The 16,957-nt window shown below is 57.1% G+C and carries 13 protein-coding genes and 1 pseudogene; 4 read left to right on the top strand and 10 right to left on the bottom strand.

What is annotated here, in order from left to right:
* Nucleotides 1-585 precede the first annotated feature (585 nt).
* The 8 genes from GVL52_RS27200 to GVL52_RS27165 form a co-directional block, all read right to left on the bottom strand.
* Complete coding sequence (locus tag GVL52_RS27200; RefSeq protein WP_160012535.1) at nt 586-1,020, bottom strand: pseudoazurin; 435 nt, start codon at nt 1,018-1,020, stop codon at nt 586-588.
* 113 nt (nt 1,021-1,133) lie between these two features.
* Nucleotides 1,134-2,126, bottom strand: coding sequence for an FAD:protein FMN transferase (locus GVL52_RS27195; protein WP_160012538.1), 993 nt, complete (start codon nt 2,124-2,126; stop codon nt 1,134-1,136).
* A complete protein-coding gene (locus tag GVL52_RS27190) occupies nt 2,119-2,682 on the bottom strand; it encodes a nitrous oxide reductase accessory protein NosL (protein WP_160012534.1) in 564 nt (187 codons plus the stop codon). Before GVL52_RS27190 ends, GVL52_RS27195 begins: the two co-directional genes overlap by 8 nt.
* A complete protein-coding gene (locus GVL52_RS27185) occupies nt 2,679-3,506 on the bottom strand; it encodes an ABC transporter permease (RefSeq protein ID WP_160012533.1) in 828 nt (275 codons plus the stop codon). Before GVL52_RS27185 ends, GVL52_RS27190 begins: the two co-directional genes overlap by 4 nt.
* On the bottom strand, nt 3,503-4,423 hold the full coding sequence (locus tag GVL52_RS27180; RefSeq protein ID WP_160012532.1) for an ABC transporter ATP-binding protein: 921 nt from the start codon (nt 4,421-4,423) through the stop codon (nt 3,503-3,505). Before GVL52_RS27180 ends, GVL52_RS27185 begins: the two co-directional genes overlap by 4 nt.
* Entirely contained in the window at nt 4,417-5,769 is a 1,353-nt protein-coding gene (locus GVL52_RS27175) for a nitrous oxide reductase family maturation protein NosD (RefSeq protein ID WP_244619309.1), read from the bottom strand. The genes GVL52_RS27180 and GVL52_RS27175 overlap by 7 nt, the downstream gene beginning before the upstream one ends.
* A gap of 23 nt (nt 5,770-5,792) precedes the next feature.
* Nucleotides 5,793-7,712: a TAT-dependent nitrous-oxide reductase gene (nosZ, locus tag GVL52_RS27170; protein WP_160012530.1), complete on the bottom strand. Its 1,920-nt coding sequence runs from the start codon at nt 7,710-7,712 to the stop codon at nt 5,793-5,795.
* Nucleotides 7,713-7,760: 48 nt separating this feature from the next.
* Nucleotides 7,761-9,965: a NosR/NirI family protein gene (locus GVL52_RS27165; protein ID WP_244619310.1), complete on the bottom strand. Its 2,205-nt coding sequence runs from the start codon at nt 9,963-9,965 to the stop codon at nt 7,761-7,763.
* Nucleotides 9,966-10,163: 198 nt separating this feature from the next.
* Between GVL52_RS27165 and GVL52_RS27160 the strand changes: the two genes are divergently transcribed.
* The 4 genes from GVL52_RS27160 (at nt 10,164) to GVL52_RS27145 (ending at nt 14,852) form a co-directional block, all read left to right on the top strand.
* Nucleotides 10,164-11,024, top strand: coding sequence for a ferritin family protein (locus GVL52_RS27160; protein ID WP_160012528.1), 861 nt, complete (start codon nt 10,164-10,166; stop codon nt 11,022-11,024).
* A 214-nt stretch (nt 11,025-11,238) separates the two neighbouring features.
* Complete coding sequence (locus tag GVL52_RS27155) at nt 11,239-13,083, top strand: ABC transporter transmembrane domain-containing protein (RefSeq protein WP_160012537.1); 1,845 nt, start codon at nt 11,239-11,241, stop codon at nt 13,081-13,083.
* Nucleotides 13,083-14,045 carry a hydroxymethylbilane synthase gene (hemC, locus tag GVL52_RS27150; RefSeq protein WP_244619308.1) on the top strand — a complete coding sequence of 321 codons (963 nt, stop codon included), beginning with the start codon at nt 13,083-13,085 and terminating at the stop codon, nt 14,043-14,045. The genes GVL52_RS27155 and hemC overlap by 1 nt, the downstream gene beginning before the upstream one ends.
* A gap of 72 nt (nt 14,046-14,117) precedes the next feature.
* Nucleotides 14,118-14,852 carry a LuxR family transcriptional regulator gene (locus tag GVL52_RS27145; protein ID WP_160012527.1) on the top strand — a complete coding sequence of 245 codons (735 nt, stop codon included), beginning with the start codon at nt 14,118-14,120 and terminating at the stop codon, nt 14,850-14,852.
* 397 nt (nt 14,853-15,249) lie between these two features.
* Here the strand turns inward: GVL52_RS27145 and GVL52_RS27140 are convergent, their stop codons facing one another.
* Complete coding sequence (locus GVL52_RS27140; protein ID WP_160012526.1) at nt 15,250-15,558, bottom strand: hypothetical protein; 309 nt, start codon at nt 15,556-15,558, stop codon at nt 15,250-15,252.
* A gap of 614 nt (nt 15,559-16,172) precedes the next feature.
* A pseudogene (locus GVL52_RS27135) lies at nt 16,173-16,841 on the bottom strand (CBS domain-containing protein); the annotation flags it as partial.
* Nucleotides 16,842-16,957: the final 116 nt, after the last annotated feature.

Genomic DNA, 16,957 nt, shown 5'->3' with positions numbered 1-16,957 from the left:
ATAGCCCCGCTCAGTGATCTGACGCACCGCGTCACGTTTGAACTCTTCTGTGAAATTGCCTTTGCCCATATAGGCCTCCTGCCTCAAGTTTAGGGGAGAAGGCGTCTACAAATCTAGGGGCTATTCAAAGTTAGCTGCGGCGGTTGCGTCAAATCCGACTGTTCGCTTCGGACGTGGAGGGGCCAGCGGTTCTTCTGGGGCCGCCATTGCGTTCTTGCGCAATTCCAAATCAACTAACGTCATCGTGCACCAGTGCTAACTTCCGAAAATGATACCGTGAAAGGATTAGCAAACCTTGAAATGCGCCTGCAAAAAAGACATTCCGACACAGGTGGCTACGCCTTGTTCGAAGTTCGGCACCCGGAAACGACTGTCACCAATCTGCAGGAATAGACACAGTGGTTCATTGTTCAGCCGGGCGACGCCTACGAGCAGCGGATGCCAAGAGTAGGCGGTGCTTCACCATAACTCACGCTTTCGCACCATCCAGTTGGACATGCGAAAGCGCGACAGGTCGAAATGTGAGCCGCCCAAAACTGAAAAAAGGATCGCGGATTCTGGGTCAGCTCGATTAAGGTGGGAAAATCAAAGCTGCGACAGCGCCTTATCGACGCGCTCTCGAGCCTTATTGGGCAGCTTTCCCGTCTTTACGGCATCAAGATTGGTTGGAGCGTCGCCTACCGCGACCACTGCAACCATCCCCATCGGAAAGTGCGGCATGCATTTGATGACATAGACGCCCGGCGTCGCGAATGTCTCTTTGACGGTCTCGTTGGTCTTTCCCTTGAAGGCTTCAGCGCCATCTGGGATCATGCCCTTGACAGTTTCTGCGTTATGACTCTTGTCGGTCGGAACAAAGGTAACGGTGTCGCCAGGCTGGATTTTCGTAAGAAGAGGTTCGAACACCATGACGCCGTCGGCGCCTTTGTTTAACATATGCACCTCGAAATCCGCAGCAGCAACCGAACCGGCAATCACTGCGATGGGCGCGGCTAAAACAACAGTTCTCAGAAAATTCATAACTTTTTCCTCCGTGGCTTTCGTCTGAAACACCGATCGATGACTAGCTTCTTTGTGGTCACCGATCGAAACTGGCTATCCGGCTGCGAATGCCGGCTAGGTTGCGGGCACGATTAGGCCGAATTTCCGAACCGTGCGTGGACGCCTTCATTGCTTATAAGATCGACCATCAGGTCGGGTCCTTTTTCAAGGATCGCCCGAATTTCTCCTTCCGGCATAAGACAGAACGAGGTAGCGAAGGCGTCCGCGCGGGTCGCGTCGTCCGCCACCACGGACACGCGCCGGTAGAGCCGCGGCGTGATGCCATTCCTGGGATCGATAATGTGGCCGAAGCGGCCTGCCTCGTCGAACACAAATCCGCTGCTACTTGACGTCGCAACTGCTTTGTCAACGATGCTGAGAACGTGGTCGGGATGTTCGTCGTTTTCACTTTCTGCAAGACCCACCTGCCAGGCGGTCCCATCCGAACGGCTTCCGATTGCCCGATCCTCGCCCATGTCGACGAGGCAGCTCGTGACGCCAGCATTCCGCAGCAAGTCAACGATGCGGTCTGTGATATACCCCTGTGCGATGCCGTTGAACGTTAACCCCACGGCGGAGCCCAAAACGACACGGTCCCGGTTGAACTTGAGACGGTCGAAACCGACCGCCGCGAGAACCCTTGCGATTTCGGCTTTGTCTGGACCGGCGGGAGAGGCGTCGTGATTGGAGAAGTGATCGTAATACAAACGCCAGATCGGTTGTACCGTCGGGTCGAACACGCCGCCGGTGGTTTCCCATATGCCGCGACTGCTGTGAAGCAAACTTACAAGGTCCTGTGGAGGAGCAACGAGGACTCCGACCTTATTCAACTCTGACAGCGCCGAGTCGGCGCGACTGAGGCTGAATACCTTCTCGAGCCGCGCCACTTCCACCACGACAAGCTCGATCAGGCGAGAGGCGGCGACCGGATCCGGATGGTTAAGAAGGAGACGCGCCGGCGCGCCGAGCGCTTGGCCCTCCCACGTCGTTGGATGCGCCGCAGCTTCTGCACCTCTTAGGAGAGGCAGGCCTGCCACTGCGGCGAAGATTGAAATTGCTCGACGTCGGCTGAACATCCTAACCATGGTCATGTGCCTCCGGTTTTGCTGATGGGTCGCTTGGCGTATGATCAGTGTCGGATCCGCTTCCAAGTACGTAGTCACGAGGAACGTCGTCGAATGTCACCACCTCACCACCATTTTTTCCCGCAAATTCGATAGCTGCGTCCTCTGACGAAAACGGCACCGTCTCTTCGGCTCCCATTCCTCCACGGCGAGAGCTACCAATCACATAAAACGCCTTTCGGGCGTCTACCCAGTTCTCGGCACCCGGTTTTTCCCAACTCGGCGCCTTGCCCATGTCGGATACGTAGATGGCGACAAAATCCTTCGGCTCTTCAGGAAGCATCGTGAACGCAAGAGCGTCCCGTGCCGAAGAAAACCAAATGGGCTCTCCCACCTTGGCGTCCAGTATGACTTGACCCTTCGGTCCCGCGTGCTCGAGGACGTTCATTCCGCAGTACCTGCCGATTGCGTCCTTAGTCAGCGCCAAGGGAGCCGGCGGTGGCGTTTCCTGTTTATCTTCGCAACTGCTCAAGATCAGCGACGAAAGGAACATCATGACCAAGATCAGGTTCTTCATAGCTCTCTCCTAGAAAACGTTAGGGAAGCCAGGGCCAGAGGACCAGCGGTCCAAGCCGCAAGCGCAGCTACCAAGATGATGGGCCCCAGGCCGGAGTGTTCGGCGACGCCACCCATGCCCGACAAAGCTCGGGCGCCGCCCGATCCGAGGTTGAGCATCCGGTATGCGTCCGTAGGGTTGATGAGTAGAAGAGCGTCGAGCACTCCCGCGGGTAGAGCGTGTCCTACGGCGGCCACCAATGCCCCTAGCAGCGCCATGTCGTAGATCACCACGAAGAACAGCCACACGCCGATTGCTACCCCGCCCGCGGTGCTTCGCTCGCTAACGAGGCCGCTGATAAGATACCCCACCGCGATGAAAACGCCGCCGAGGAGAATTGACGATCCGAGCAGAACGAGGAACGAATACCAGCTCGCTGCATCGATCGTGTTTCCTGTCGCGACCAGCATGACCGCGGTCGTGCCGTAACCGACCAGGGTTGCGAATGCGAGGATGGCGATGTGGCCGGCAAATTTCCCCAATAAGACTTGGTTTCGTCCTACCGGGTAACTCAGAAGCAATAACATCGTGCCTCTCTCCATCTCGCCGACAATTGCGTCGTGGGAGAGCAGCAGCGCGATCAGCGGTACGAGGAAAATCGTGAGGCTGGAAAGGCTTACGATCACGACGTCGAGCCGGCCGCTGCCGACATTCCCGGTCGGTGCGCTGCCAAGCAAAGACAGCGTCAAAGCCAGGGCGCCGAGGAGCAGGGTTGTCGCAAGGACCCATCTGTTGCGCATCCCCTCGCGGATTTCCTTTGAGGCTATAATCATGATGTTTCTCATGCCGCTCTCTTTCCAGCGCTCAGGAAATGCGCGTAGAGATCATCCAGTGTTGGCTCGATTATGTGGAGTGCCGCTACGTCGTCCGGAACGACGGTTACGTGACGGAGAAGGTCAATCTTTTCTTCGTTACTCACCATGGTCTCAAGCGTCCCCGGCAGCGTTTCTTTCCAGCCGAAACTCTCGTTTTTCAGCCTCTCGGCGGCCATCCTGTTTGCAAGGGTGACGCGGACATGGGTCGGCAATCGCGCTAGTCCCCGAAGATCGTCCATCGTTCCATCGGCAACAGCTACGCCCTCGTTGACGATTAGTAATCGATCCGCGCGATCTTCTAGCTCGGTAAGCGCGTGCGACGACAGAAGGATGGCCGCACCTTTGGATTTCAGTTCCGCTAGCAAATCGTAGAATCTGCGGCGTGATGCCGGGTCAAGGCCGCTCGTCGGCTCGTCCAGGAGTAGAAGGCGGGGCTCGCCTAGAAGGGCTTGCGCCAGGCCTAGCCTTTGGCGCATGCCTTTCGAGTATGTACGAACCGGCCGACCGGCCGCTTCCGCACCAAGCCCGACGCGCTCCAGCAGACCCATCAAGTCGGATCCTTGCACCTGCTTCAGCTTAGCATAGAATGCGAGAGTCTCTCGACCGGTCAACGCGTTATGGAATGCGACGCTTTCCGGAAGGTACCCAAGACTTTGGCGCACAGCGACGGCGCCAAACGCTGGATCCTCACCCATCACTCTGATGCTCCCACCGGAGGGGCGAATAAGGCCGAGCATCAATTTGATTAAGGTGGTTTTTCCCGCCCCATTATGCCCTACGAGCGCCACCATCTCGCCTTCGTTGAGCGCAAACGAAACATCCTTCACTGCTTGCACTTTGCCGTAGTGCTTGGCGATTTTGGATACTACAACGGTCGGTTCTACCATTTTACAGCTCCAGAGGGCGCGTGAGGCATCATCAAGGGGTGATTGTCCACTACGCCGCCAGGCAGGAGGGCGGGGAATTGAGCCTGTGCCCACCGGATAAGCTGGACGGCAGGGCTGGTCGCAAGAAGTTTGGCCTGCGGCGATGTCCACAAGACCTTGTCCATAACATCGTTTGGGCGGTAAGGATTATCGCCAATGCCGTCACCATTCAGGTCGAACGCGGGATTATCGCTCCAGTAATTGCCGCGACCGTCGGCTGACCAATCGAGGTAGCGTGTTCCGACATACTTCACCTGATTGCGATTGTTTATGAAGGAGTTGCCACTCATGGTGTTTCCCTCCGAACCGGCTGTGAAGTGAATGCCGATCGCGCATCCATTGAACTCGTTGTCGGCGAGCTTGTTTTTGTTGGCATTGTAGATAAAGACGCATTTTTCAGGGCCAAGGCGGAACCCCGAGACGTCTCCCGCAGCAATGGTGCTTGCCGCTTCCGCCGGTATTTCGTCGGCAGACGCGCGCGCGCCTGCAGACGCCCATCGGCTTTCAGGTTGTGGCCGTCCCCGAACGACATTGCCTTCTACCAGTGAACTGTTGGCTGAATTCAGGAGGATCCCGTGATCGCGGTCGCCATCGGAGACATTGTCAATGATTCTAAGGCGATTCGAAAACATGATCGCATAGCCGACGGTATTGCCCGTGGATACGTTTCCGCTGATCTCGCTGTCGTTGGTGTACATATAGTGGATCGCAAAACGCAGATCGTGAAAACGATTTCTGCTAAAAACATTGCGCTTGCTGGCGTTCGTCGCGATGCCGTCGCGCCCAAAACTGATGTCGTTCTCAAGAACTTTCGCTCCAGGAGCATTCCAGACCGTCACGCCGTTTCCCGACTCGCTTAGTCGGCCTTCCTTGATCCCCACGATTCGATTTCCGCGGGTGACGGAATCCTTCGCGCCATGGATGTAGATGCCATAAAGGTTTTCTGCGACCACGTTATGTTCAATGACGGCGCCGGTCGCCCCCTCGGTGGCAAAAACGCCAGAGTCCATCGTTTCCAGGTTGGAGCCGGATCCTCGGATCTCAAGACCGCGTACTGTGACGTCCGCAGCATTTATGGTTATAACCGTCCCTCTGCCATTTCCGACTATGACGGCGCCAGGAGATCCTTGGAGGACCACCGGTTTGCTCAGGGTCAATGGCCCTTCGTAGGTGCCTGATCGGAGAATGATCCTATCCCCCGACGCTGCTTGCTCGACGGCCTCAGTTAGACTGTGACCGTCGCCAGGCGCGACAAAAAGGTCCGAGGCTGAGGCGGTTGTAGCGATGGCGGCCCAGAGGGCCGCCATCATTAGTGTCCTTGCTTGTCGCATCAGATCGTCTTCGGTTCCACCAACATACGGCCCTTCATTTCCATGTGCATCGCATGGCAGAACCACGAGCAATAGTACCAGTAGACGCCTGGCTTGCTTGCTTTAAAGGTGACCGAGGCAGTCGCTTGCGGCGCGACCTCCATGTTGATGCCGTAGTTGACGATCGCGAAGCCATGGGTGAGGTCCTCTACCTCGTCGATGTTCGTAACATAGACCGTGACCTCGTCTCCCTCCTTGACGGTGAAAGATTCCAAACCGTAGGCGGGTGCCGATGAGGTCATGTAAACTCTCACCTTGTCGCCATCCCGGACCACCTGGGAGTCCGTCATTAGGTCTATGTTGTCTTTCTTCGCCTGCGCGACCGCGTCGGCAAAGAAGGGATCATCGCGGCTCCAGAGGCTCACCGGGTTGATCTTCGACGCATGAACAATCGTCGCATCATGCGGTTCAGCGAAGGTCGGGTTGTCATGTACCAGAACCATCTCGTCGCCGGAGATGTCGATGAGCTGGTCGCTCTCGGGCTTGAGCGGACCTGCGTTGAGGTACCTGTCCTTCGAGAACTTGTTCAGCGAAATGAGCCACTTGCCATCCGCTTCCTTGGTCTGGCCCATCGAGCTGTGATTATGGCCTGGCTGGTAATGAACGTCGAGCTTCTGACGGATCGGATTGACCTTTTCGCCCTTGAAGGCACGCTTGGCATCTTCGATGTTCCACTTGCAGATCTGGCTGTCGATGAACAGCGTGGTGTAGGCGTTGCCACGACCGTCATACGCCGTATGCAATGGGCCAAGACCGAGTTCGGGTTCCGCAACAACGGTGTCTCTAGGCTTGATCTTGTCATCGAAAAGGTCGTCGAACTTGCGGACGTCGAAGACCGTCACGGTTGGAGAGAGCTTTCCTGCGGCCACCGCATGGATTCCGTCGGGCGCCGTGTTCATGCCGTGGGGGCCGTTCGAAACCGGAATATAGCGTGTGTACTTCGAGCCATGGCGTCCATCGATGACCGGAACGCCGCTGATCTCCTTATAGTCACCGCTCTTCACGGCTTCCTCGATGCGCTTGATATTGAAGACGACCACCCAGTCCTGGTCCTTCGCCATCATCTGTTCGAGGTTCACGCCGTTTTCGGAATTGTAGCAGGTGGAGTAGCAATACTTGCCCTGATAGTCGGCATCGACGTTGTCGAGGTTGCCGTCGACGATGACCTGCCATGCGACCTTCATCGTTTCGCCATCCACCGCGGTGAACACGGCCTGATATGCCTTTGGATCGTCCAAGACCTTGCCGTCATTCGGAATCGGAACGCCGTCTTCACCGTTGCAGAACACGTAGCCGGTCTTCGGGTACTTCTGAACACGAAGACCATGAACGGTGTGCTGGTTCGGCAGCTCGATGATCTTGTCGCATTTCATCACGTCGAGACGAATGCGGCACACGCGAGTGTTGGCCTTGTCGTTGGCGTAAAGGTAGCGACCATCGTAAGTGCCGTCGGTCTGAGACGGATGAGGATGGTGAAGGTCTCCGTTGTGATAAACGCCGCCCTGATCCTTTAGGAATTCCACCGTCTTGGGAAGCAGACCTTCCGTCAGAATCTTCCGGCTTTCGTTAGTCTGTCCCCAACCTGTTGCGCTGCAGCGGTTGAATACCGGAATGCGCATGATTTCGCGCATCGAGGGCACCCCCACGATGCGAACTTCGCCGCACTGGCCACTAGAGAAGAACGTGTAATACTCATCGAGCTCGCCCGGCTTGACTTCCCACGTCTGCTTACGCCCTTCTGCTGCCATGGCCTCGGTAGCGAGCGCGCCGGAGAAGTTGATGGCTCCCCCTGCTGCTACAGCTCCGGCAGCCGCGGCCATTGCCGTGGTCCCAAGAAGCTGACGTCTGTTGAACCTCGGCTGCGTGTCTTCCGTTGACATTTTTTAACTTCCCTAGTTGAGGCCGCGACTGAAATGTCGCGCGCCGATTTAAGCTCTTTCGATAGGCTTGCCGTTATGTGTTACGACCGTTTTCGGTGGTTTCTCACCGCGAGACTCCGGGGTGGAAAGGGCCATGAATTTCTCGCGCTTCAACCGAACCTGGATCATGTGCGGGCAGCGGTGGTCGTCGTGATAAAGTTCCTGGCAATGCATGCAGTATATGCACTCGTTCACATTGATCTGCCCTTCCGGATGAATGGACTGGACGGGACATTCCTTCGCACAGCGCTGGCAAGGAGAGCCGCATTCCGGATAACGCTTCAGCCATTCGAACATTCGAATTCGTCCGGGTATGGCAAGCGCAGCTCCGAGCGGACAAAGGTAGCGGCAGTAGAAACGTTCGATGAATAGGCTTGCGACGAGCAGGGCGCCGGCGAAGACGACGAACGGCCAATCCCGAACGAACTTCAAGATGATCGCGGTCTTAAACGGTTCGACTTCCGCCGCCATCTCTGCGTAAGAGATTGAATAGAACGATAGTCCGAACAGTCCAAGGAAGATGATGTACTTGATGGGCCAAAGCCGTTCATGCAGACCCCAGGGAAGCTTGACCTGAGGCACTTTGAGGCGCTTCGCGATGTTGCTTAGCAACTCCTGCAGCGCGCCAAAGGGGCAGAGCCAGCCGCAGAAAGGGCCGCGCCCCCAGAATAGCAGACCGGCCGCGACCGATGCCCATAGAATAAAGATCAGCGGGGCGGCTAAAAAGAATTCCCAACTGAAATTCGTGATCAACGCGTTGGTGAAGGTCAGAACATTAACGACGGATAGCTGGGCATTCGCGTACCAGCCAAGCCAGACGAGCGTGAAGACAAGATAGCTGTTTCGTACCCAAGCAAACAGAACGGGACGTTTCACTAGCCAATCTTGGAAGAAAAAGATTGCGGTTAGAACGAGAAGCGCTGCGGCGGTAATCCCGATATTGACGCGGTTCAGATTCCAGATGCTGATCCAGAGCGGCTGTTCGTCCAGTGCCTGCAGCGTCTTCACCGTCGGGGCTTCGGTCGCCGCAGATGGAACGACAGACTTCGTCACCTTGACGTATTGCGACGGCAACGAATACCCGAGATTAAAGGGAATGACTGCTTTGTCCCGCGCACCCGTGCTGCTCCGCTGCGCGAGGAGCTGGAGTTCCCATGGCTCTGTCACGTCGAACGTATATTCGGGCGCAACGACAAATAGTGCGATCTCCTTAAGCGCTGGCGCGTCGGCTGGTGCAAGAGCGGCAATGCGGGTGTGGTAGCGATCGCGGAATCTGAGGCCTTGTCCGTCCTGTAAGAGCTCGATACGATCAAATATTCCCCCGCGGACATAGCCCGAACCTTTGAAGGAATAGGCACCGTCGCCAGCAACGAGAACTGCAGACTGTCCAGGCTGCAATCGGCTTTGAAGTCGCTCGAATGCTGCATCGCCAAGGAGCGTTTTGCCGATTGAAGGAACGCTTACCGGCGCGACGTAAAGTTCAATGAACCGGTCCTCGGGTGTCGTCGTTTCTGGATGAGATGCGGCGTCAGGCTGGCCGGCGTCGTTGAAGGCTTTGGAAACCTCGCCAACAGTCAACCGAAGGCTTCGGACAGACCCATCGCCCAATAGCGTCTGCCAGTCACTGACTTCCGTCTTCGTCAGATCCAGCGTCTTCACGTCGGGTTGTTTCTTGACGCCGCCAGCGCTGGCGGGATTAAGCCTCCCGCTGCGAATTAGCTTGACTGCGGAGCGGATGACGCTGTCGCCCATGACAAGAACAGTCACGGTGGCGCCGCTTACTATTTCAACCTGTGGCGGACGCTCTTCGCCAGCCGCTACGCGGCCGAGATCTTTTCCAATAATGGAGTTAAGCGCGGCGACCACCTTGGCCTGCGGGATGCCGATGAGCACGATCGGCTCATGATGGTCGATCAGCTTGATCCCTCGCACCACACCTGCTGTGTCGATGCCCACAGCGATATGAATAGGCTTGCCGGAATAGCCGGTCGAATTGGTGAAATCCGAGTTCAGAAACACGTAACCAAGTAGGTCGCCGCCGCGATATACCGGTGCGATTGGAGGCTCGCCTTCTGGATCGCCAAACCTGTCAGCACCCTGAAACAATTCGTCCGGCTGAACTTTTTCGAGATACGATGGTAGCTGGCTCGCCGACATGGCAGGCGCCGCGAAAGCTGTGAAAAGACCAATTACCGCCAGGAAGAGCAGGGCCATGCGCCCAATGGCTGCGCCTTTTTGTACTGTTATCATCGCGCGTCCTTAAGCCGTTCGGTGCGTTCGCGGTAGAAACATATACGGTGAAAAAGTAACGGCTATTTGATCAAGATCAACCATGGGTGATAATTTTCCGCTGAAATGTGTAGACTTGCGACATCAATCACAACCGCCTTGCCGAGAAGAAGGGGACGGACAATGTCAACCACCCGCGAGCCTTGGGAACTGAGCTCTCTTGCCGAACTGTTGGCACTGGCGGCTCGAATGGAGCAGGAGGCGATCGACGTATACCAGGATTTATCACGGAGGATGGAGACGCTGGAGCGGCCAGAATTGGCACGGGTTTTCGACGCCTTAGTTGCTGAGGAAAAGGGCCACCTCAGCAAGGTTGATGAGTGGAGGCAGGGGCTGGGCGCTTCGATTTTAAGCCGCGCACCCGAAGGCCCGAAAGAGGTGTTCGAGGACGAAGATGTAGGGATCGTGGCTCCTAACCTTCTAAGCGCCTACAGAGCTTTTTCGATGGCGGTCCGAAATGAGGAGCGTGCCTTCGTGTTCTGGACTTACGTCTCAGCACACGCGCATTCTGATGAGATACGGGAGGCAGCAGAGCGGATGGCCCGTGAAGAGTTGGGCCATGTTGCAACGTTACGAAGAGAGCGAAGGCGCGCGTTCCACACCGAGCGTGGCCTGAATATCGACGTCACGGTAGACAGTCTGCCCGACCTAGAGCGAAAGCTGGCGCATCATCTCGATATGATGGCAGCATCCGATGCCGCAGCCAGCAAAGAAGCAGCCTTGCGATCGTTTGCACGTCAATCAGAAATGCGGCTGGCATCGCTTGTCGAGGCTCCGCTAGAGGGACTTGCTTCCGCGGCAAAGTTTCCGCGGTCCGCCCTCGAATCTCCCTTCGCGCTCGCCGAGTTGCTGGTGGACTGTTATTTGAACGTCGGAAGTCTAGCAAAGCAGGATAAGGATGCTTCGCGCGGAAGAGCCTTCGCCGCCGAGTTGATCCATAGTCTGGCGGCTCTTAGAGGATCTGACTCCGAACGGGCTAGCTAAATAGCGAGGGTAATCCCGGCGGACGATCGGTTCTGATCAGAACGCCGCGCTGCGCCTTGGCTTGGGTCACCGGCGTTTCAAGATGCTGTTCGAGCTGCGGGGATAGGCAGACGACAGTCGCCAAGAAAGGCGCCTGTTATTGATCGCGATCAAAGACGAGCAACGGATTCGACGTGAAAAGGAACCTAACTTAAATCAGGAGTTCCAGGCAATGATGATTGCCCAGCACGACCGTCTCGCCGACGCGCCGACCCCTCCAGCGGATCTCAACGGTCACAGCTCTGGACGTCGATCACTTAGTGGATTGAGAAGGCTCGCCCCGTTCTTGCGAGCCCATCGATGGCTTGTCGCTGGCAGCGTGATCTCTCTGGCCGCCGCGGCAGTGATCTCTCTGGCTTTGCCAATTGCAGTCCGCCGCCTGATAGACCAGGGATTCACCCGCACCGATGGTGCGTTCGTAGACCGCTACTTTGTGATGCTTGTCGCTCTTGCCGTCGCGCTCGCGGTCGCTAGCGCGTGCAGATACTACTTCGTGGCCGCGCTAGGAGAACGCCTTGTCAGCGACCTCCGGCTTCAGGTTTTCGCAAAGGTCGTACGCCTACCTGCGTCCTTTTTTGATGCGAACCGCTCAGGCGAGATCACTTCGCGTCTGACTGCAGACACCGCTCAGATCAAGTCGGCTGTCAGCTTGGCCGCCTCTGTTGCGCTACGCAACTCCATCCTGTGCGCAGGCTCGCTGGCGATGATGTTCATGACCAGTCCCAGCTTGTCATCGATCACCATCGGCGCCATTCCGTTAATCGTCGTTCCGCTAGTTGTCTTTGGTCGCTCGGTTCGACGCCGCTCGCGTGCTGCACAGGATGCTTTGGCGCAGGCGTCCGCGTTCGCGAGTGAGATCATTGCTGGAAGCCGAACGATACAGTCGTTCAATGGCGAAAGAACTGCCGAGCAGAAATACGTCAGAGACGTAGAGACTTCTTACGCAAGCTCAGTTAGCGCGGCTCGATCGAGGGCCTACCTGACCGCGTTCGCGATCACTCTAATCTTTACCAGCGTCGTCGGGGTCCTTTGGATTGGCGCTCGCGGCCTGTTGTCAGGATCGATGACCGCTGGAGACCTCAGTCAATTTCTTCTTTACGCAGTGATTGCTGCGGGTTCTCTCGGCTCGCTTTCGGAGGTGTGGGGCGAATTGGCGCAGGCGGCCGGTGCTGCAGGAAGGCTCTTCGAGTTGTTAGACGAGGATGACGGTCTTCCGAAGCAGGGCACGACGGTCCCGCTCCGAACTCCGGTGGCCGGAGGTGTCGAATTCCGCGATGTCAAGTTCGCTTATCCCGGCACGCCCGATCGTGAAGTGGTCCAAGGATTGTCGATGCGGGTTGCTCCGGGCGAGACCGTTGCGGTGGTAGGTGCATCGGGCTCGGGTAAGAGCACGCTGTTCTCGCTCTTGCTCGGTTTCTATGGAACAACCGAAGGGCAAATCTTGATCGATGGGTGCGACGTCGCCTCCTTGTCCTCGGAGGAGGTGAGGCAGCAAATCGCCATCGTCCCGCAAGATGTCACGATCTTCGCTTCCGCCGTCCGGGACAACATCGCTTTGGGAAAACCGGACGCGAACGACGCGGAGATTGAATCCGCCGCGGCGCGGGCCCAGGCTCACGACTTCATATCCGACCTCCCGCATTCGTACCATACCGTCGTAGGCGAGCGTGGCCTCACGCTTTCCGGGGGACAGCGCCAGCGGATCGCGATTGCCAGGGCCGTCCTAAAAGACGCTCCGATCCTTCTTCTTGACGAAGCCACATCGTCGCTGGACGCAGAAAGCGAGATGCTGGTGCAGAAAGGACTCGAAGAACTTATGAAAAATCGAACCACGATCCTCGTCGCGCATCGGCTGGCTACCGTCCTAAAGGCAGATCGGATCCTCGTCATGGACAAAGGTCGGATTGTCGAGGAGGGAAGCCACGCTTCGCTAGTACGCAAGGGTGGCGTATACGCAAGACTCGCTGAACTCCAGTTCGACGCGCCAGGCTTGCACGGAAGCGAACGGGACGCCGCCTGATGATCATGGAGAAACTCGGAAGACGGATCAGGATCGGTACGCGTGCAAGTCCCCTGGCGATCGCCCAGGCCTCGGAAGTCGCCTCGCGCCTTGCCGCCTGCAACGGACTGCCGATCGAATCCTTCGAGATTGTGAAACTAACGACGAAAGGAGATCGGCTCAGCGAGCAGCCGGTTCCAGACGTCGGCGTCAAGGGACTCTTCACCCAGGAGCTGGAAGATAGGCTCTTATCGGCAGACCTCGACCTTGCGGTTCATTCCTGCAAGGACGTCGCTACCGTTCTTCCAGACGGGCTACACATCAGCGCGTTTCTGCCAAGGGAAGACGTGCGAGACGCGCTCGTGTCGCGAAGCGGAGCTGGTTTATGGGAATTGCCGTCAGGCGCCGTTGTCGGCACCTCATCCGTGAGGAGAGCGGCGCTCCTTGCGATGCACAGGCCAGACCTCGTCGTCATACCATTTCGAGGCCTCGTCGGGACAAGGTTGCAGAAGCTATCGGACGGAATCGTCGACGCCACGCTGCTAGCCAAGGCAGGGTTGAACAGGTTGGACCTTGCAGGTGTCGCGACGGAGGTGCTGGATCCTCGCCAATTCCCACCGGCTCCGGCCCAAGGCGCCATTTGTATCGAAACCGCCAAGGAAAATCGCATTGTTGCCGACTTGGTCTCGGCTCTGGACGAGGCTGCCACAGCCGACGCCGTCCGATGCGAACGGGCGTTTCTTCGTGCGCTCGACGGCTCGTGCCGAACTCCGATCGCCGCTTACGCGACCTGTCACGGAAGCGAGGTAGTGCTCCGGGGAATGACGATCGAGGCAGACGGAAGCAACCCGGTCAGGGTGATGGTCAGAGGTGCCCGATCCGAGACGCAGAAAATCGGATTGTCTGCTGCAAATTGCATCATTTCCCGCCGAGCCGGGCGGCTGGAGAAGGACACCTCGGGTCTGCTTTTTCAGACGAATTGATCGGGATCAACCCGTTAATCTTCGGTTAACACTCGGAGTCAATAAATGGGGCCCCGAAATTGAGTTCCACCGATGCCAGTTAGTGCCCTGTCAGTCCTTTCACCGGACGCCCTAGATGACTATGTCGATCTGGGTTCGGTGCCGAAGCATCGCTACTTCGGTCAGAATGACATGATCGACAGGCTGAAAAAAGCCGTTCCATTCGACTACATTTTCGTCTCAGGACTAGATGTTGACCACTATCGGTTCGGCGAGGGGTTCTCAATCGATACCGATCTCCCGCCCGCATTTATCGAAGCCTACATGGCTGACAAGCTGCCGCAAATTGATCCCTTCATCCTGGCTTCGAAATCATCGAAAACGGTCGTCATCGAGAGCGACGTCTACGCAAACCAGGAAGTGCCGCAGCGCCTGCTGTACCTGCAGCGTATGTTCGGCGTCCATAATCGCATTATCTTACCAATTCTGCGTGAACAGACAGTGTATGGCGCGGTCGGCTACGCGCGCGCGACACCATTTGAAGCCGCAGAGATCGCATTTCTCAAGCTTGTCTCCGGAGCAGTTCACGACGCATTCACCAAGCCCCTGATGGACCGTTACGCCGCGGACCAAATGCGCTTGTCAAAGGGCGAGATGGCCTGCCTCTCGCAAGCAAGTCTCGGCCTGACAAGTGAAGGCATTGGCAAAGCCACCGGGTACCAGTTGGAGACTGTGAACAGCTACATCAAATCGGCGACGAAGAAACTCGGAGCATCAAACCGCACGCAGGCGATCGCCGAGGCAATCCGCCGGCGGTTGATCGCTTGACTCTCGGCACCGGTAGCTCGATCCCGGTATTCGTCGCAAACGGTTTCTCCGCCTACGGGCGGTCTCCCACTACGCACGGTAGCCGGCCGGTGTAGCGCTCTCCTAAATCGATGCCCGCTAACGAATTCGATCCTGACCGTAAGGTAGCTGCCCACGCGTAGCAGCACACCCTTAACGCTGACTGACGACTTGCACCCCAGAAAACGGGTGCGATCGATTTTCAGCAAGGGTGTTCGCGTTCTTACAAAGAGGCATGGTTTGTATCACAGGCCGTAGTCCACATCCGTGAGAGAGCTGGAAGATAGTCCGATCCCGCATGCGTCACCGATTTCGAGGATGCGCTTGACGAAATTCTCATCGCTCGATCCATCATTCAGGACGAGCCGGGGACCAAGTTTCAGAACGTGGACTCACTGGATGGGGAGAAGGCGATTCCAGATACTAACGCACCGTCGTATCGCATCTGAAAAACCGCCGCGCACACGGTTAGGTACCTGCCGTCGCGAAAGATCATCTCGATTTTGGATGTTGTCGGATCAGGTCGTGTAGGTCGCTTTCGCGTCCAGTCGACGACAAAGCACTCGATGGGCATGTCGGTCACATCTACATCCAGAAGAACCTGCTGCGCGCGGCGGCTCGCGTATACGATGATACCATTCACACTGACAAGCAGCACCGGCATGCGCAGATCTTCCAGACGCTTCACGAAACTCCTCGCAGTGGTCGTAAGTGGCGCTCCGTGCGCCAAGGGTCGCTGTAGGTAACGCGGCATTTCGCGGAGTGCGCAGCAACGTACCCCTCTCGACCTCGTGCCGAAGCCGCATGCTAAATGACGTTGCCCCTCCAAATCTAGGGCTGAATGGTTAAAGATTATTTAACCGGTATTCCTGCAGACGAGTTTTGAAGCCACGTAGCCTATCACGTTCGCCGCTCCTGCATGGTAGGTTGCTAATTGTGAGCTGATGACGCCGGAAAACTGGCGAACGTTCCTACGCCTGCAAACGCGCGGGGCGTCGGGTCGCAGCCGTTGCCTTAGCTAGCGGGGACTTTCGTAATCGTGCAAGCGCGGCTGCTGTGAGGCGTTTCCCGCGGCAGACCTTCGTCGGCTCGTCGGGGGTACGAGCGAATGGCGTGGATACTATGCGAGCAAGTCATTGCGTCGCCCCCTGACTGATCGCCAAATTTCGTTGGTCGCCGCAACACGGGTCAGCGTACTGGCTGAACTCAGCGATGTTGGAGCAAGGGCGATGGAGACAGGAACCAGTGACTGAGCCGGCCGCGGCATGGAAAAACACCTCAGGATCTTCAGCCAATTCCGTTCTATTCGCAGTGTCCTTGTTCGACGGGAGGCGGCAAGGCGACGCCGAAATACGGATCTATCCAAGTAAGGTGATCAGCGATCGCCTTCACGCCTGGAACGTTCTCGGCTATCACTATCGCAGCGAGGCGTTCACGCTCATCAAAAATCGTGCCTACCAGTTCTGCGACGCCATGGGCGACCTGACAGCGAATAAGCCCGTTGCCGCTCCAGCTTTGCTTGGCCAATTCTGCTTCAACTGCTCGTTGGATCTGATCGTCTTCAGGTGTTGGCACGGATGGCTTCGCGATTCCTGCCAACGCGCGAAGGAGGTCGGATCGCGAAAGAATGCCGACCAGCCTTCCTTCCGAGACGACCGGCAACCGTTTTACGTCATTTTTCTCCATCAAGCGAACGGCCTCCGCCAATGATGCTTTTGCCGGAACGACGACGACCTCCGAGATCATGATTTCGTCTACACGACTACCATGGGATCGGACATATTCGGCGGCAATTTGGCCGGGGCTGGCGAGCCAGCTCGCGAGCCATGAACGTTTACGAACTGTGTCGAGTTCATGCCGGCGCAAGAAGTCGCCCTCAGTAATCATGCCCACCAGCACTCCATCCTGGTTGACGACGGGAAGACCACTGATCTGCTTTGCAAGCATGAGATCCGCTGCCTCTAAGAGGCTGCCTCAAAAAGAAGTGGGTGATTTCAACAGGTTGTGATTCCTTCGGATTTGCGAAGATTCGATGGAGTTCACGATGGCCTGGACCGAAACCACCCGTCGGCAATATGCCCGGCGAG

Source organism: Rhizobium sp. 18055, from assembly GCF_902706285.1.
Classification (GTDB): domain Bacteria; phylum Pseudomonadota; class Alphaproteobacteria; order Rhizobiales; family Rhizobiaceae; genus Rhizobium.
The sequence above is the reverse complement of the archived record's forward strand: the minus strand, read 5'-3'. Positions and strand labels throughout refer to the sequence as shown.

What these genes read in the sequence shown, in the direction of transcription:
- GVL52_RS27200 (WP_160012535.1), bottom strand. Translation starts at nt 1,020, where the DNA reads ATGAATTTTCTGAGAACTGTTGTTTTAGCCGCGCCCATCGCAGTGATT.
- GVL52_RS27195 (WP_160012538.1), bottom strand. Translation starts at nt 2,126, where the DNA reads ATGGTTAGGATGTTCAGCCGACGTCGAGCAATTTCAATCTTCGCCGCA.
- GVL52_RS27190 (WP_160012534.1), bottom strand. Translation starts at nt 2,682, where the DNA reads ATGAAGAACCTGATCTTGGTCATGATGTTCCTTTCGTCGCTGATCTTG.
- GVL52_RS27185 (WP_160012533.1), bottom strand. Translation starts at nt 3,506, where the DNA reads ATGAGAAACATCATGATTATAGCCTCAAAGGAAATCCGCGAGGGGATG.
- GVL52_RS27180 (WP_160012532.1), bottom strand. Translation starts at nt 4,423, where the DNA reads ATGGTAGAACCGACCGTTGTAGTATCCAAAATCGCCAAGCACTACGGC.
- GVL52_RS27175 (WP_244619309.1), bottom strand. Translation starts at nt 5,769, where the DNA reads ATGGCGGCCCTCTGGGCCGCCATCGCTACAACCGCCTCAGCCTCGGAC.
- nosZ (WP_160012530.1), bottom strand. Translation starts at nt 7,712, where the DNA reads ATGTCAACGGAAGACACGCAGCCGAGGTTCAACAGACGTCAGCTTCTT.
- GVL52_RS27165 (WP_244619310.1), bottom strand. Translation starts at nt 9,965, where the DNA reads ATGGCCCTGCTCTTCCTGGCGGTAATTGGTCTTTTCACAGCTTTCGCG.
- GVL52_RS27160 (WP_160012528.1), top strand. Translation starts at nt 10,164, where the DNA reads ATGTCAACCACCCGCGAGCCTTGGGAACTGAGCTCTCTTGCCGAACTG.
- GVL52_RS27155 (WP_160012537.1), top strand. Translation starts at nt 11,239, where the DNA reads ATGATTGCCCAGCACGACCGTCTCGCCGACGCGCCGACCCCTCCAGCG.
- hemC (WP_244619308.1), top strand. Translation starts at nt 13,083, where the DNA reads ATGATCATGGAGAAACTCGGAAGACGGATCAGGATCGGTACGCGTGCA.
- GVL52_RS27145 (WP_160012527.1), top strand. Translation starts at nt 14,118, where the DNA reads ATGCCAGTTAGTGCCCTGTCAGTCCTTTCACCGGACGCCCTAGATGAC.